This window comes from Kribbella sp. NBC_00382, assembly GCF_036067295.1.
GTDB lineage: Bacteria > Actinomycetota > Actinomycetes > Propionibacteriales > Kribbellaceae > Kribbella.
Window position 1 is genome coordinate 2,337,437 of sequence record NZ_CP107954.1, and the last position, 14,073, is coordinate 2,351,509.

At 66.8% G+C, this 14,073-nt stretch carries 12 protein-coding genes and 2 tRNA genes; 10 read left to right on the forward strand and 4 right to left on the reverse strand.

The window, feature by feature from the left end; translation table 11 throughout:
* The first annotated feature begins 28 nt into the window (after positions 1–28).
* The 4 genes from gnd to OHA70_RS11575 all read left to right on the forward strand — a co-directional run bounded on the left by gnd (position 29) and on the right by OHA70_RS11575 (position 4,314).
* Positions 29–949, forward strand: coding sequence for a phosphogluconate dehydrogenase (NAD(+)-dependent, decarboxylating) (gene gnd, locus OHA70_RS11560; protein WP_328331500.1), 921 nt, complete (start codon positions 29–31; stop codon positions 947–949).
* Positions 950–1,227: 278 nt separating this feature from the next.
* Positions 1,228–2,370: a DNA replication/repair protein RecF gene (gene recF, locus OHA70_RS11565; RefSeq protein ID WP_328331502.1), complete on the forward strand. Its 1,143-nt coding sequence runs from the start codon at positions 1,228–1,230 to the stop codon at positions 2,368–2,370.
* Entirely contained in the window at positions 2,363–2,938 is a 576-nt protein-coding gene (locus OHA70_RS11570; RefSeq protein WP_328331504.1) for a DUF721 domain-containing protein, read from the forward strand. Before recF ends, OHA70_RS11570 begins: the two co-directional genes overlap by 8 nt.
* 44 nt (positions 2,939–2,982) lie before the next feature.
* Entirely contained in the window at positions 2,983–4,314 is a 1,332-nt protein-coding gene (locus tag OHA70_RS11575) for a hypothetical protein (protein WP_328331506.1), read from the forward strand.
* Here OHA70_RS11575 and OHA70_RS11580 read toward each other — a convergent pair whose 3' ends face one another.
* The 3 genes from OHA70_RS11580 to OHA70_RS11590 are packed head-to-tail and all read right to left on the reverse strand — an operon-like array spanning position 4,315 to position 6,082.
* Positions 4,315–4,860 (reverse strand): hypothetical protein, encoded by a 546-nt coding sequence (locus OHA70_RS11580; protein WP_328331508.1) that lies wholly within the window; start codon positions 4,858–4,860, stop codon positions 4,315–4,317. It lies immediately after the preceding gene.
* The gene (locus OHA70_RS11585; RefSeq protein WP_328331510.1) at positions 4,857–5,453 is read right to left on the reverse strand and encodes a hypothetical protein; all 597 of its coding nucleotides are present in this window, start codon (positions 5,451–5,453) and stop codon (positions 4,857–4,859) included. Before OHA70_RS11585 ends, OHA70_RS11580 begins: the two co-directional genes overlap by 4 nt.
* Positions 5,450–6,082: a hypothetical protein gene (locus tag OHA70_RS11590; protein WP_328331512.1), complete on the reverse strand. Its 633-nt coding sequence runs from the start codon at positions 6,080–6,082 to the stop codon at positions 5,450–5,452. Before OHA70_RS11590 ends, OHA70_RS11585 begins: the two co-directional genes overlap by 4 nt.
* 281 nt (positions 6,083–6,363) lie before the next feature.
* On the opposite strand from OHA70_RS11590, the gene gyrB reads away from it, so the two are divergent.
* From gyrB to OHA70_RS11620, 6 genes are all read left to right on the forward strand, one after another.
* The gene (gene gyrB / locus OHA70_RS11595) at positions 6,364–8,442 is read left to right on the forward strand and encodes a DNA topoisomerase (ATP-hydrolyzing) subunit B (protein ID WP_442913882.1); all 2,079 of its coding nucleotides are present in this window, start codon (positions 6,364–6,366) and stop codon (positions 8,440–8,442) included.
* A gap of 81 nt (positions 8,443–8,523) precedes the next feature.
* Complete coding sequence (gyrA, locus tag OHA70_RS11600; RefSeq protein WP_328331516.1) at positions 8,524–11,175, forward strand: DNA gyrase subunit A; 2,652 nt, start codon at positions 8,524–8,526, stop codon at positions 11,173–11,175.
* On the forward strand, positions 11,175–12,197 hold the full coding sequence (locus OHA70_RS11605; protein WP_328331518.1) for a DUF3566 domain-containing protein: 1,023 nt from the start codon (positions 11,175–11,177) through the stop codon (positions 12,195–12,197). The genes gyrA and OHA70_RS11605 overlap by 1 nt, the downstream gene beginning before the upstream one ends.
* Before the next feature lie 108 nt (positions 12,198–12,305).
* Positions 12,306–12,379 (forward strand) — tRNA-Ile (locus OHA70_RS11610).
* A gap of 34 nt (positions 12,380–12,413) precedes the next feature.
* Positions 12,414–12,545, forward strand: a complete 132-nt coding sequence (locus OHA70_RS11615; RefSeq protein ID WP_420488750.1) for a DLW-39 family protein — start codon at positions 12,414–12,416, stop codon at positions 12,543–12,545.
* A 13-nt stretch (positions 12,546–12,558) separates the two neighbouring features.
* Positions 12,559–12,631: transfer RNA gene (locus tag OHA70_RS11620), tRNA-Ala, on the forward strand.
* Between the two features lie 756 nt (positions 12,632–13,387).
* Here OHA70_RS11620 and OHA70_RS11625 read toward each other — a convergent pair.
* Complete coding sequence (locus OHA70_RS11625) at positions 13,388–14,068, reverse strand: suppressor of fused domain protein (protein ID WP_328331520.1); 681 nt, start codon at positions 14,066–14,068, stop codon at positions 13,388–13,390.
* Positions 14,069–14,073 lie beyond the last annotated feature (5 nt).

Sequence of the window (14,073 nt, forward strand, 5' to 3'; positions counted from 1 at the left end):
AAACGCCAACAGAACAAGGGGATTCACGATGGAGCTCGGCCTTGTCGGTCTCGGCAAGATGGGCGGCAACATGCGCGAGCGGATTCGCGGCGCAGGCCTCACCGTCGTCGGTTTCGATCACAACCAAGCCATCTCCGATGCGACAGACCTGGCCGACATGGTCGGCCAGCTGACCGCGACCGATCAACCGAAAATCGTCTGGGTGATGGTGCCGGTCCAGGCCATCGATCCGGTACTGACCGAGCTCGCTGAGCTCCTCTCCGAGGGCGACATCGTGATCGACGGCGGCAACAGCCGCTGGACCGATGACATCCGGCGCGCCGAACTGCTGTCCCACAAGGGCATCAAGTTCGTCGACTGCGGCGTGTCCGGTGGCGTCTGGGGTCTGGAGAACGGCTACGCGCTGATGTGCGGCGGCGAGACCGACACGATCACCACGCTGATGCCGATCTTCACCGCGCTGAAGCCGGCCGGCGATTTCGGATTCGTGCACGCCGGCCAGGTCGGCGCCGGGCACTTCGCCAAGATGGTCCACAACGGCATCGAGTACGCGATCATGCAGGCGTACGCCGAGGGATTCGAGCTGCTCGAGGCCGCCGAGATCGTCGAGAACGTGCCGGAGGCGTTCGACTCCTGGCGCGAGGGCACGGTGATCCGGTCCTGGCTGCTCGACCTGATGGTCAACGCGCTCAAGGAAGACACCCACCTCGACAAGATCCGCGGCTACGCGGACGACTCGGGTGAGGGTCGCTGGACCGTGGAGGCCGCGATCGACCACGCCGTACCGGTGCCGGCCATCGCCGCGTCGCTGTTCGCGCGGTTCGCGTCCCGCCAGGACGACTCCCCCGCGATGAAGGCGATCGCAGCGATGCGCAACCAGTTCGGTGGCCACGCCGTCAAGGGCGCGGGCGAAGACCCGTCGTACGCGACGCCGCCGATCCAGCACTGAGCACCAAGCACTGAGCATCAGGTCCGGGTCGCCGCTACGTTCGGCGGCCCGGACTCTGTACGATCGGCGACCCAGGGCCACCGCCCTCAGGATCCGCCCAGCAGAGGAATATAAGTGCCCCGTGAGCAATGTGTCTTGGCACCGACGGCGCCCAGGCACGCACCCCGCCGCGTTGGAGAAGCAATCATGATGGAAAAGCATCGTGATCGCTTCTCCGCCTTGCGGGGCACGCACCTGAACACCGTCGGCACTCAAGACACATCACCCACGGGGCACTAGTGTTTGTCACCGCGCTCGGACTGATTGACTTCCGGTCGTACCAGCAGGCGGAGGTCCAGCTCCAGGCGGGCGTGACCGCTTTCGTCGGGCCGAACGGGCAGGGCAAGACCAATCTGGTCGAGGCCATCCACTACACCGCGACCCTCGGTTCCCACCGGGTCGCCAACGACGCGCCGCTGGTCCGGGCCGGCGCTCCGCGCGCGATCGTGCGGACCGAGATCCGCTCCGACCACGAACGCGATCTCGTCGTCGAGCTTGAAATCAATCCTGGGAGGGCAAATCGGGCCCGGATCAACCGGTCCCCGGTCCCCCGGCCGCGCGAAGTGCTCGGATTGCTCCGTACGGTGCTTTTTGCGCCCGAGGACCTCGCGCTCGTCAAGGGCGATCCGTCCGAGCGGCGCCGGTTCCTGGACGAGTTGCTCACCCTGCGGTCGCCCCGGTTCGCCGGCGTACGGCAGGACTACGAGCGGATCCTCAAGCAGCGGAACTCGTTGCTGAAGAGCGCCGCGGTGGCCAGACGCCAGAATCGTTCTGGTGGAGCAATCGAGGGCCAACTGCGCACGCTGGACGTCTGGGATTCGCACCTCGTCACCACTGGAGCAGAGCTCCTGGCGGCAAGACTCGATCTGCTGGAATCCCTTCGCCCGTTGGTTTCCGGCTCGTACGACGCTGTTGCCCGGGGCAAGGGTGATGCGCGGCTGGAGTACAAGTCGTCGGTGCAGTTGGAGCCCGGGGTGGCCAGTCGGGAGCAACTTGCTGAGGTGTTGCAGAACGCAGTACGGGACCGGCGGAACGACGAGCTCGATCGTGGTGTCTCGCTGGTCGGGCCGCATCGCGACGACGTAGTACTCGGGCTCGGGGACTTGCCTGCGAAGGGGTATGCGAGTCACGGTGAGTCCTGGTCGTTCGCACTCGCGCTGCGGCTGGCGTCGTACGAGTTGCTGCGGTCGGACGGGGGTGAGCCGGTGCTGATTCTGGATGACGTGTTCGCCGAGCTGGACACCAGCCGGCGCGACCGGCTGGCGGAACTCGTCGCGCCCGCCGAGCAGGTACTCGTCACGGCGGCCGTCGGCGCCGACGTACCGGCGGAGCTGAGCGGCGCCCGGTTCGACGTCGGCGAGGGCTCGGTCCGTCGTGCCTGAAGGCCCGAACTCCGTTGAGAAAGGCCAGAATTCCTCTGACAGCGGCGTCGAGAGCGAGTCCGTCGAGGCGGCCGAGCACGACAAACGCGGCCTCGAGCTGGCAAAAACGCTCGCCAGCCGGATCAAAGGGGCGGGCCCGATCCAGCCTGTCAAGAAGACCCGCCGACGTCGCCCGACCGGAAACCAGGTCAGCAGCGCCCGCGCCGACGACCGCGACCCACAGTTGCTCACCAACACCCTCGGCCGGCTGATGCGCGAACAGGGCTGGGAGGTCGACGTCGCCGTCCACGGCGTGATGGCCCGCTGGCCGTCGATCGTCGGCCCCGAGATGGCCTCCCACTGCCAGCCGGAGAGCTACACGGACACCGAGCTCACCGTCCGTACAGACTCCACCGCATGGGCCACCCAGGTCCGCCTGCTGGCCCCTGACCTGGTCCGCCGCCTCAACGCCGAACTAGGCGACGGCACCGTCACCCGGGTCAAGGTAGAAGGCCCCAACGCCCCCAGCTGGCGCAAGGGCCCGCGCACTGTCCGTGGCGGCCGAGGCCCGCGAGATACCTATGGCTGATCGGCTGCTGTAGAGACCCATCCGATCACCTAGGATCGGGCGCGATGCGCGCGATCGTTGACGGTTTTCGAGAGATGGTCCACCTGATCGGAGATACCTTCCGGTTGTGGTGGCGCAACCTGTTGCCCCTGGTGACCTGGTTCCTGGCCGGCTACGTCGGCTTCCGCGCGTCGATCCAGGCCGCGATCTGGCTGGACGAGCACCAGCATTCGAGTCTCGGCGTCGGAGTGTTCTCGACCGGCGTACTGATCCAGATCGCTGCCACAGTTGGCATGATCCGCACCTGTGCGACCTCCCTCTACCGCTGGCGTGACGCCGCCAGCAACAAGGCTGAGGAGACCGCTGACCCCACCCAGCAAGGCCTGATGGAGTTGCTGGCCGTCACTCTGCTGCCGATGATCGCGGTCTGGTCGGCCTGGGGATTCCTGGACGACCGGGTCAACGAGCTGTCGATCAGCAACATCGTCCAGCGCGGAGTCGGGAGCGGCGCGGCGTTCTTCGACATCGCCGGCAACGCCTGGCACGCCTACCTTCCGGCGATCGGGATCCTGCTGGTCCTCCGGCGGATCCTCGAGGCGGTCGACGACCGGTGGCCGAGCCGGCCGGTCCGGTTCGCGCAGGTCTGGGCCGAGGCGTTCTTCGTGCTGCTCACGGTCGTCGTGGTGCCGTTCGCCGTCGCGGATCTCAAGGGCTGGTTCAAGGACCGGGACTTCTGGTACATCTCGACCGGTTGGTGGGACGGACTGAAGGACTTCTTCTCCGGGATCCACATCCCGATCCCGGCCGGTATTGAGTTCCTCTGGGGCACGTTCTGGGACACCCTGTGGCCGCTGTTCAAGCTCGGCGTGGCCGAACCGCTGACCTGGCTCGCGATCACGACGGTGGTCTTCGGCCACCGGGTGCTCGCGAGCGGTGGCGTGTTCCGCGGCACCAGGATCGAGCGGCGGCTCGGCGGCCGGCTCACCGAGGAGGATGCGTCGAAGCCGAATCGCTTTGTCGCCATGACCAACCAGGCACCGAACCTGCTGCTCGGTGGGTTCCGGGAGAAGTTCTACCCGGCCCTGACGGCGTTCCGGTTGCTGGTCCGGGTCGGTCCGGTCTACCTCGGCGTGGTCTGCATGGTCTACACGTTCTGGTTGCTGGGAAGCGACTGGGCGTTCGCCGGTGCGGTCCGGCTGGTCGGCATTCACGGCGTCGGCACCGACTGGGGGCTGATGAACCACGAGATCGTCACCCTGGTTCGCGACGCGGTCTTCGAGACACTGCGCATCGCCTTGCTGGCGGCGGCTTTCGACCTCTGTATCTCGGTCGGCGCCGAGCGTCGCGCCGAGGTGGAGGAAGCCAACGCGGCGAAGGATCAGTCCGTACCGGCCTGATCAGCGGGTGATCAGGACCCGCCGGTACTCCCGCTGGTTCTCGACCTGGATGCCGGTCAGATGCGGCACCGCGGACTCCGGCACCACGAAGACCTGCGCGAGCTGATCGGTCCGGTTCAGCTTGAACGGGTGCTCGTCGTCGGTGCAGCTCGTCGGCAACGCGAGACCGGTGGCGTACTGGCTTTCCCAGAGGTTGCCACGATCGTCGCGGAGCTTCGCCGAGCAGACGGGAGTGCTGACACCGGGCAGCGGGGTGAGCGCGATCGTGGCGAGGATCACCACCGAGCCGGCCGGCTGCTCGAGCGTGATCTTCTTCTTCTCCTGGTCCACCAGTTGGGTGTAGACCTCGAGTGACTCCAGCTTCCATTGGATGTGGTCGATCGTCACCGGCCCCTGGGTCACCTCGCTGACGGTGCCCTGGCGGTAGATCCGTTCGCCGTCGTCGTCGAGGTACGGGCGGAGCAGCAGGACCGTACTGGTCCCCGCCAGAGCGACCAGCAGCGAGATCTGCGCGGCCAGCCGGAGCACGCGCTGGGAGCTGATCATGAGGCGACTCGCGTGACGCTGTGCGGGATCAGATATTCCGCCGCGGCCTGGTCGACCAGCCGCTGCGCCACCGCGTCGTCAGGTACGGCGAGATCGAACGCGAGGTCCTGGGTCAGCACGGTGAACAGCGGACTGCTGCGGACCTTGAGGGTGAGCCCCGCGAGATCGGCGGGGTTGACCTCGAACACGACCACGCCGGTCACGCCGAAGCCCGGGGCCGCGAAGTCGAGGCTGCTTCCGTAGGTGTCGCTGATCGGCGCGTACGCCGTGCCGGCGTCGGTCGCCAACTCGAGTCGGGGGTTGGGCACGTTCTCGGTACCTCGCACGGTGTCGTACTCGACGACGGCGTAGATCCCGCTCGTCTCCACCGCCTTCTCGTCGCTGTCGCTCGACAGGTAGGCCCGGGCGAACTTCAGCCGGTCCACCTTGACGGTCGACTCGCCGAACCGGAGCGGCTCGCCGATGGTGCCGTGCCGAACGGTGCGGTTGGCCTCACCGTCGTACACATGGTCCGGTTCGGCCAGCCGGGTCAGCCCGCCGAGTAGGACGAACATGATGCCGACGAGCACGGTGGCCGGCCGATACAACTTCATTCGGTCTCCGTCGTCATCGTTGTCTTGACCCGGACCACGGCCTTGGGCGCCTCGTTGTGCCAGTACGGATTCTCCGACGCTCCGAACAGGCCTTCGTCGGAGTCGTAGCTCTCGGCCCAGACGGCGAACTCCGTCTGGTCGGCCCTGAAACTGGGTGACACCTCGAAGGTCGCGACGCAAGCCTCGGCGGGCAATCCGTAGACGAGCGGGCTGCCGATGATCTTCTTGTCCTTGCACTTCACGTTGTCCGGCTTGATCAGGTCCTTGCCGGGGACGACCCAGTTGAACAGCTTGTCTCCGGAGAAGTCGACGCTGGCGTGCTCTTCCTCGTCGATGTTCTTCAGTTGGAGCTCGACCTCGAGGCGGGCCTTGGCCGGGCTGTACTCGGTCTTCGGGGTTCTGATGATGGTGGCGGTGGTGACGCCGATCTCGAACCGGCCGGCCTTGAGAGTGGTCGGTGCGTCGAGGGTGTCGACGGTGCGGCCCTTGTGCTCTTTCCAGCCGCCGGTGAAGAAGATGATGACGGCCAGGACGAGGATCGCGGCGACGGCGATCAGCCATTTCCGGCGGTGCCGGTGGATCACCCGGTCGGCGATCATGGCGTCGATGACGTCGTCGAGACTTTCCACGGCAGCGATCTTAGGGGGCATCGGGGGCGGTGGTCGCGGGGTGACCGGGTCTCGGTTCGCAGACAGTCAGGGGCGATCCAGCCAGAAGCCACTGAGCGCCATGAGCGCTTTCCGAGCCCCCACCCCGCGTGGGGGGACATGGCGAGGAGTCCGAAAAGACGCCCTGTCCACAGTTCTAGCCGCCTGGTGGCAGGTTCTGCTTCGGTCGACGGGTAAGATGGAGGTGTTGAGAAAGTCACCCCACTGATGAACACAGTAGGGGCGGCTTCTACTGTGCATCGATGCCTCGCGCACGCGGGGTCCGAGGAGGACAACAGCCGGTGACCGACGAGCCGACCGAGATCGACGAAACAACGTCCGCCGACAGCACCGGTATCGAAGAAGCACCGCTGACCGCGATCAGCCGAAGTGCGGTAGAGCGCGAGTACGACGCCAGCGCGATCCAGGTCCTCGAAGGCCTCGACGCCGTGCGCAAGCGCCCTGGCATGTACATCGGGTCCACCGGTGAGCGTGGTCTGCACCACCTAGTTTACGAGGTGGTGGACAACGCCGTCGACGAGGCGCTGGCCGGGTTCTGCGACAAGATCGTCATCACCCTGCTGGCCGACGGCGGCGTCCGGGTGGTCGACAACGGCCGTGGTATTCCGGTCGACATCGTCGAGTCCGAGGGCAAGCCGGCCGTCACGGTCGTGCTGACCGTGCTGCACGCCGGCGGCAAGTTCGGCGGCGGCGGGTACAAGGTCTCCGGTGGTCTGCACGGCGTCGGTGTCTCGGTCGTGAACGCGTTGTCCAGCAGGCTCCGGGTGGACGTGCACAAGAACGACAAGGTCTACATGCAGTCCTTCACGGTCGGCGTGCCGGACGAGGACCTGAAGGAGATCGGCAGCACGGACACCACCGGCACGACGATCACCTTCTGGCCGAGCCCGGACGTGTTCGAGACGACGGTCTACTCGTACGAGACGCTGGTCACCCGCTTCCGCGAGTACGCCTTCCTGAACAAGGGTCTCGAGTTGGTCGTCCGCGACGAGCGTCCGGACCACACCGAGGACGGCAACCCGACCGAGCAGTCCTTCAAGTACGACGACGGCCTGGTCGACTACGTGAAGTACCTGACCGGCATCCGCGAGACCGTGCACCGCGACGTGATCGCGTTCGAGGCGGCCACCGGGGAGGACACGCTCAGCCTCGAGGTCGCGATGCAGTGGAGCGGCTCCTTCCAGGAGTCCGTGCACACCTTCGCGAACGCGATCAACACGCACGAGGGCGGCACCCACGAAGAAGGCTTCCGGGCCGCGCTCACCTCGCTGGTCAACTCGTTCGGCGAGGACCAGGGCATGATCAAGAAGAAGGAGGACAGGCTCACCGGCGACGACATCCGGGAGGGTCTGACCGCCATCATCTCGGTCAAGCTGGCAGAGCCGCAGTTCGAGGGCCAGACCAAGACCAAGCTCGGCAACACCGAGGTCAAGGGCTTCGTCCAGCGGGTCGTGAACGACCGGCTGGGCGCGTGGTTCGAGCAGAACCCGCAGGAGGGCAAGGAGATCATCCGCAAGGCCACCGCGGCCGCGAGTGCCCGGATCGCCGCCCGCAAGGCGCGCGACCTGGCCCGCAACCGCAAGGGCCTGCTGGGTGGCGGCGGGCTGCCGGGCAAGCTGTCCGACTGCCAGTCGACCAACCCCGAAGAGTGCGAGGTCTACATCGTCGAGGGTGACTCGGCCGGTGGCTCCGCCAAGGGTGGCCGCGATCCGAAGTACCAGGCGATCCTGCCGATCCGGGGCAAGATCCTGAACGTCGAGAAGGCGCGGATCGACCGGGTCCTGCAGAACAACGAAGTACTCGCGATCATCTCGGCGCTCGGCACCGGGATCCACGAGGACTTCGACGAGGAGAAGCTCCGGTACCACAAGATCGTGATCATGGCCGACGCCGACGTCGACGGCCAGCACATCCGGACGCTGCTGCTCACCCTGCTGTTCCGGTTCATGCGGCCGCTGATCGAGCGCGGGCACGTGTACGCCGCACAGCCGCCGCTGTACAAGATCCGCTGGAGCGGCCAGCCGCACGAGCTGGCCTACACCGAGCGGGAGAAGGACGGCCTGCTGGAGGCCGGCGTCGAGGCCGGCAAGAAGCTGCCGAAGGACAACGCGATCCAGCGCTACAAGGGTCTGGGCGAGATGAACGCGCAGGAGCTGTGGGAGACCACGATGGACCCGGCCAACCGGGTGCTGCTGCAGATCACCCTGGACGACGCCGCCCGCGCCGACGAGACCTTCGCGACGCTGATGGGCGACGACATCGAGGCCCGTCGCAACTTCATCCAGCGCAACGCCAAGGACGTCCGGTTCCTTGACATCTGAGGGCCGCCCGGGCCGTGCCCGGGCGGCTTTCGCGCAGCGCCGACCTCACCGACGTACTGACACGAACGGGACGAGCACCAGATGACCGAGACCCCCATTTCTCCGGGACACGACCGGATCGAGCCCCTCGATCTGCAGACCGAGATGCAGCAGTCGTACCTCGACTACGCGATGGCCGTCATCGTCGGCCGGGCGCTGCCCGAGGTCCGCGACGGCCTCAAGCCGGTGCACCGCCGGATCCTCTACGCGATGTACGACGGCGGCTACCGTCCCGACCGCGGTTTCTCCAAGTGCTCCCGCGTCGTCGGTGACGTGATGGGTCAGTACCACCCGCACGGTGACTCGGCGATCTACGACACCCTGGTCCGGCTGGCCCAGCCCTGGGTGATGCGCGCGCCGATGATCCAGGGTCAGGGCAACTTCGGTTCACCGGGTAACGACCCGGCCGCCGCGATGCGGTACACCGAGTGCCGGCTGGCCCCGCTGGCGATGGAGATGGTGCGCGACATCGACCAGGAGACGGTCGACTTCCGCCCCAACTACGACGGCCGCTCGCAGGAGCCGGTGATCCTGCCCAGCCGGTTCCCGAACCTGCTGGTCAACGGCTCGGCCGGAATCGCCGTCGGTATGGCCACGATGATCCCGCCGCACAACCTGCGCGAGGTCGCCGCCGCCGCCCAGTGGTGCCTCGAGCACCCGGAGGCCACCCAGGAAGAGGTCCTGGCGGCGTGCATGGAGAACATCAAGGGCCCGGACTTCCCGAACGGCGCGCTGATCGTCGGCTACAAGGGCATCGACGACGCCTACCGCACCGGCCGTGGCTCGGTCACGATGCGCGCGGTCGTGGACGTCGAGGAGGACGCCAAGGGACGGACCAGCCTGGTCGTCAGCCAGCTGCCGTACATGGTCAACCCGGACAACCTGGCGCAGAAGATCGCCGAGCTGGTCAACACCGGCAAGATGACCGGCATCGCCGACATCCGTGACGACACCTCGTCGCGGACCGGCCAGCGCCTGGTGATCGTGCTCAAGCGCGACGCCCAGCCTCGGGTCGTACTGAACAACCTCTACAAGCACACGCAGCTGCAGGACACCTTCGGCTGCAACATGCTGGCGCTGGTCGACGGCGTGCCGCGCACGCTCAGCCTGGACCTGTTCATCACGCACTGGATCGACCACCAGATCGAGGTCATCCAGCGGCGGACCCGGTACCGCCTGCGCGAGGCCGAGAAGCAGGCGCACATCTACCGCGGACTGGTGAAGGCGCTGGACGCGCTGGACGAGGTCATCGCGCTGATCCGCCGCAGCCCGGACGTCGAGGAGGCCCGCACCGGCCTGATGTCGCTGCTGGAGATCGACGAGGTCCAGGCCCAGGCGATCCTGGACATGCAGCTGCGCCGGCTGGCCGCCCTGGAGCGGCAGAAGATCGTCGACCGGCTGAACGAGCTCGAGGTCGTCATCGCCGACCTCGAGGACATCCTGGCCGACCCGGTCCGGCAGCGGCACATCGTCCGCGACGAGCTGGCCGAGATCGTCGAGCGGTACGGCGACGAGCGGCGGACCGAGATCATCGCGGCCGACGGCGACCTGTCCGTCCAGGACCTGGTGCCGGACGAGGAGGTCGTCGTCACGATCACCCGTGGCGGGTACGCGAAGCGCACCAAGACCGACCTGTACCGCACCCAGAACCGCGGCGGTAAGGGCGTCCGTGGCGCGACGATGCGGGCCGAGGACGAGATCGGCCACTTCTTCGCCACCACGAACCACCACTGGATGCTGTTCTTCACCACCAAGGGCCGCGTGTACCGCGCCAAGGTGTGGCAGCTGCCCGAGTCCGCACGCGACGCCAAGGGCTCGCACGTGGCCGGTCTGCTGTCGTTCCAGCCGGACGAGGAAATCGCCCAGGTACTGACGCTGCGCGACTACGAGCAGGAGCCGTACCTGCTGCTCGCCACCAAGCGCGGCCTGGTGAAGAAGACGGCGCTGACCGACTACGACTCGGCCCGGCAGAGCGGCATCATCGCGGTCAACTTCCGCGAGGAGGACGACGAGCTGATCGGCGCCGAGCTGGCGTCGGCCGAGGACGACCTGATGCTGGTCTCCAAGAAGGGCCAGTCGATCCGCTTCACCGCGAACGACGAGCAGCTCCGCCCGATGGGCCGGGCCACCTCGGGTGTGACCGGGATGAAGTTCCGCAACGGCGACGAGTTGCTGTCGATGGCGGTCATCCGGGCCGGCTCGGAGGAGGACACGCAGTTCGTCTTCACCGTGACCGATGCGGGTTACGCCAAGCGCAGCCGGGTATCTGAGTACCGGCAGCAAGGTCGCGGCGGACTGGGCATCAAGGCGGTGAAGTTGAACGACGAGCGTGGTTCGCTGGTGGGTGCGCTGATCGTGGTCGACAGCGACCAGGTGCTGGCGATCAAGAACAGCGGCCAGGTCGTTCGCAGCCGGGTCGACAGTGTGCCGGTCAAGGGCCGCGACACGATGGGCGTGAAGTTCGCCGGGGTCGGCGAGTCCGACGCCGTGGTCGCGATCGCACGTAACACCGACCTCACGGTCAGTGACGACGAGGCAGAGGACGTCGAAGGCAGCGAAGAAGTTGCCCAGGATGTGGACGGTTCGACAACCGAAACCCCCTCCACGAGCGTCAGCACTGATGACCAGCATTCGACGGACGTCGACGGCGCGGCTACGGTCGAAGACGACGAAGCCGGCCAGGAGGGTACCTGATGACCAACCGCGCGAGGCCGACCTGGCCTGATGGAGCGGACAGCCCCAATTCCCAGCGACCGCAGAGCGGCGCCGGGAAGGGCCAGTCCACCCCAGCTGCCACTCCGGCCTCCAACGGTCGTAGCAGTTCGAACGGCAACGGCCAGACCAGATCCGGTACTGCGAACGGCCAGCGGCCCGGCGATGCGCGCCAGCCGCGTCCGGGTGGACCGTCGGCAGCACCGTCGGGCGCAGGCTCGACCGGTACGCCGACGCGGCCGCCGCAGCAGCCTGCGGTCCGCCCGGCGCCTGCCACGCCGTCGAACGCTGGGGCTCCTCGACCGGGTGCCGCCGCTGCGGGGAGCCCGTTCCAGGCCACCCCGAGTACGCCTGGACGGCCGGAGCCGCGGCTGCCCAGTTCGGGCAAGGTGGGGGACGGTGGCGGGTCGGCGTACGGGCAGACCGGCAAGCTGGCGACGCCGACGCATACCCCGACCGAGAGCTTCAGCGACAAGCTGAACGCGGCGAAGCAGGCCGTGCTCGGCCGGGCCAGCGCGCTGAAGGAGTCCGCGACGTCCTCTTCGGCGGCGGTCGTCGAGCCGAAGGCCAAGGTCGACCACGACTTCACGCCGGCCGTCGAGGCGGCGCCGAAGAGCTCGGGCCGCACGCAGACCCGGAAGGCGCGGCTGCGGATGACCCGGGTCGACCCGTGGTCGGTGATGAAGACCGCGTTCCTGCTGGCGATCGCGTTCGGCATCGTCACCTGGGTGGCCGTCTTCATCATCTGGTCGGCGATCGGCGCGGCCGGTGTGTTCGACAACATCAACAACACGGTCCGCGAGGTCCTGGGCAACCAGGAAGGCGCCGATCCGTTCCAGATCGAGGACTACATCAACACCGGCAAGGTGATGGGCTTCACCACCCTGCTGGCCTGCGCCGATGTGCTGATCATCACGGCGCTGGCGACCCTCGGATCGTTCCTCTACAACATCGCGGCCACCCTGCTGGGCGGCCTCGAAGTGACGCTGGCCTCAGAGGACTGAGCCCTGGTTTCTGGATTCGGCCGGACCGTGCTCCGGCCCGGCCGAATCCAATTTGGGAGCCAGGCACCGGGTGCGGTAATCTCTCCGAGTTCGTCCCCCGCAGTTCGCGGGCCTATAGCTCAGTTGGTTAGAGCGCTGCCCTGATAAGGCAGAGGTCACAGGTTCAAATCCTGTTAGGCCCACCCCTGATCGACATCGATCCAAGGAGAATCCCCGGTGCTGAAGAAGATTCTGCTGGTCCTGCTGGCCAGCGTCGGTGGATACTTCGTCTACAAGAAGACCCAGCAGGCCCGCGCCGAGCAGGACCTCTGGGCCGAGGCCGTCGACCCGGTCACCCCGGGCCGCTGATCAAAACCCCCACGGGGGCGTAGCTCAACTGGCAGAGCACTGCCTTTGCAAGGCAGGGGTTAGGGGTTCGAGTCCCCTCGTCTCCACCCCAAGAAAGCCGGTTCCCCCGCGGAACCGGCTTTCTCCTTGTCCCGCGAACCCCCCACGCGCCCTCCGCCACTCGCTCCTACGTCGCTCACCACTCCGGGCGCTCCCACCCACCCTTCCTCGAGTACCGCTCCTCCGTCGCGTGAGTACTTGCCTAGGCGCGCCGTGGACCCTGCCGGAGCGTTCCACCGTCGACCAGGCCGACCGTCCCACGGCGAACTCCCAGCGCTCGCGGGCGCGGATCTGTCGAATGGCGCTGCGTGCTCAACAGCAGGACGCCTCCCCATCCACGCGGTCCTGCCGCCAGCGAACGCCAACTGACGTCTGACCACCGATAAACCCGCGTTCGAGTCGCGTCGATGACCGTGTGCTCAGGACCTGAGGCCGTCCGGCTGGACTACTGAATGTGCCTTCAAGCCATGGCACCATGCGCTGGTGACAAGTGACGAATGGTCGCGGACGTCCATCTCGGTGTTTGACTCTGCGGGTGGGCTCGTGGAGACCACTGACTTGCCGGGATCTGGCCTAGAGCAGCAGTTGGAAGCCGCAGAGGTCTGGTTAAGAGAGTCGCACCTTCCCAGAGCGGCCAGTGGCGATGCATCTAGAGTGCGCCTGTTCTGTAGCTGGAGCCCTGCCGACGGCCAACATGCGATGACTCTTCCAGAAACACTCATCAAGGCCCTAGCCAGTGCAGACGGAGTCGTCTGGATGGACGTCTACCCACCTACCGACTGAGCTCCTCGACTTTTAGGTGGTCAGACGTAGTTGTGGGTGCGGGAGAGGTTGGTGGACAGGTTGGGGTTGCCGTCTTCGGCTATGCGTTGGGCGAGGGCTTTGGTGCGGTCGGTGGCGCCTTCTGGGGAGGTGCCGGCGATCCAGTCGAGTTCGGGTTGGGTGATGCCGACCAGTTGGATGAAGTCGACTCGGCCGTGGAGTGTGTCGATGCCGTTGACCTCCGTGTCCGGCACCGTCAGGTAGCTCGTCAAGAGGGTGTTGCTGTCGGTACGCAGGGGCTGGCCGCGGCCGCTGATGAACTGGAAAGGTTCGAACCAGCGCTTTGATGTGTAGGTGTAGCGAGCGAGGTTGCTCATCGAGCTGACGGCCCATCCGCAGTCGTCCGGTCCGTCGGCTCGGACCTTCATCGTCATCTCGTAGCCCCAGCCGCTGAACTCGCCGCCGTACGACTCTTCATCGACGTAGAGCGTGGACATCCCGTATGTGAGCAGGTGCTGGTAGCCGTTCGGGCTGGGGAAGATGCTGCACCCGTCGAGGTACTCCTCGCCCCCGAACATGGCGCGTGCGGGAAGGAGTGTGCCGAGGTGCGCCGGCGTGATGCCCGGATAGTGGGTGTCGAATGCCGCGTCGATTGCAAGCCACCCAGGCGCCCAGTCGTCTTCGACTGCAGCCTTGGCGAGGTACTCCGCCTTGGTCATCATCGGCC

Bases quoted from the DNA above. Each gene is read 5' to 3' on its own strand.
- OHA70_RS11625 (WP_328331520.1), bottom strand. From the start codon at position 14,068: ATGATGACCAAGGCGGAGTACCTCGCCAAGGCTGCAGTCGAAGACGAC.
- gyrB (WP_442913882.1), top strand. From the start codon at position 6,364: ATGCCTCGCGCACGCGGGGTCCGAGGAGGACAACAGCCGGTGACCGAC.
- OHA70_RS11575 (WP_328331506.1), top strand. From the start codon at position 2,983: ATGCGCGCGATCGTTGACGGTTTTCGAGAGATGGTCCACCTGATCGGA.
- OHA70_RS11605 (WP_328331518.1), top strand. From the start codon at position 11,175: ATGACCAACCGCGCGAGGCCGACCTGGCCTGATGGAGCGGACAGCCCC.
- gyrA (WP_328331516.1), top strand. From the start codon at position 8,524: ATGACCGAGACCCCCATTTCTCCGGGACACGACCGGATCGAGCCCCTC.
- gnd (WP_328331500.1), top strand. From the start codon at position 29: ATGGAGCTCGGCCTTGTCGGTCTCGGCAAGATGGGCGGCAACATGCGC.
- OHA70_RS11580 (WP_328331508.1), bottom strand. From the start codon at position 4,860: ATGATCAGCTCCCAGCGCGTGCTCCGGCTGGCCGCGCAGATCTCGCTG.
- OHA70_RS11585 (WP_328331510.1), bottom strand. From the start codon at position 5,453: ATGAAGTTGTATCGGCCGGCCACCGTGCTCGTCGGCATCATGTTCGTC.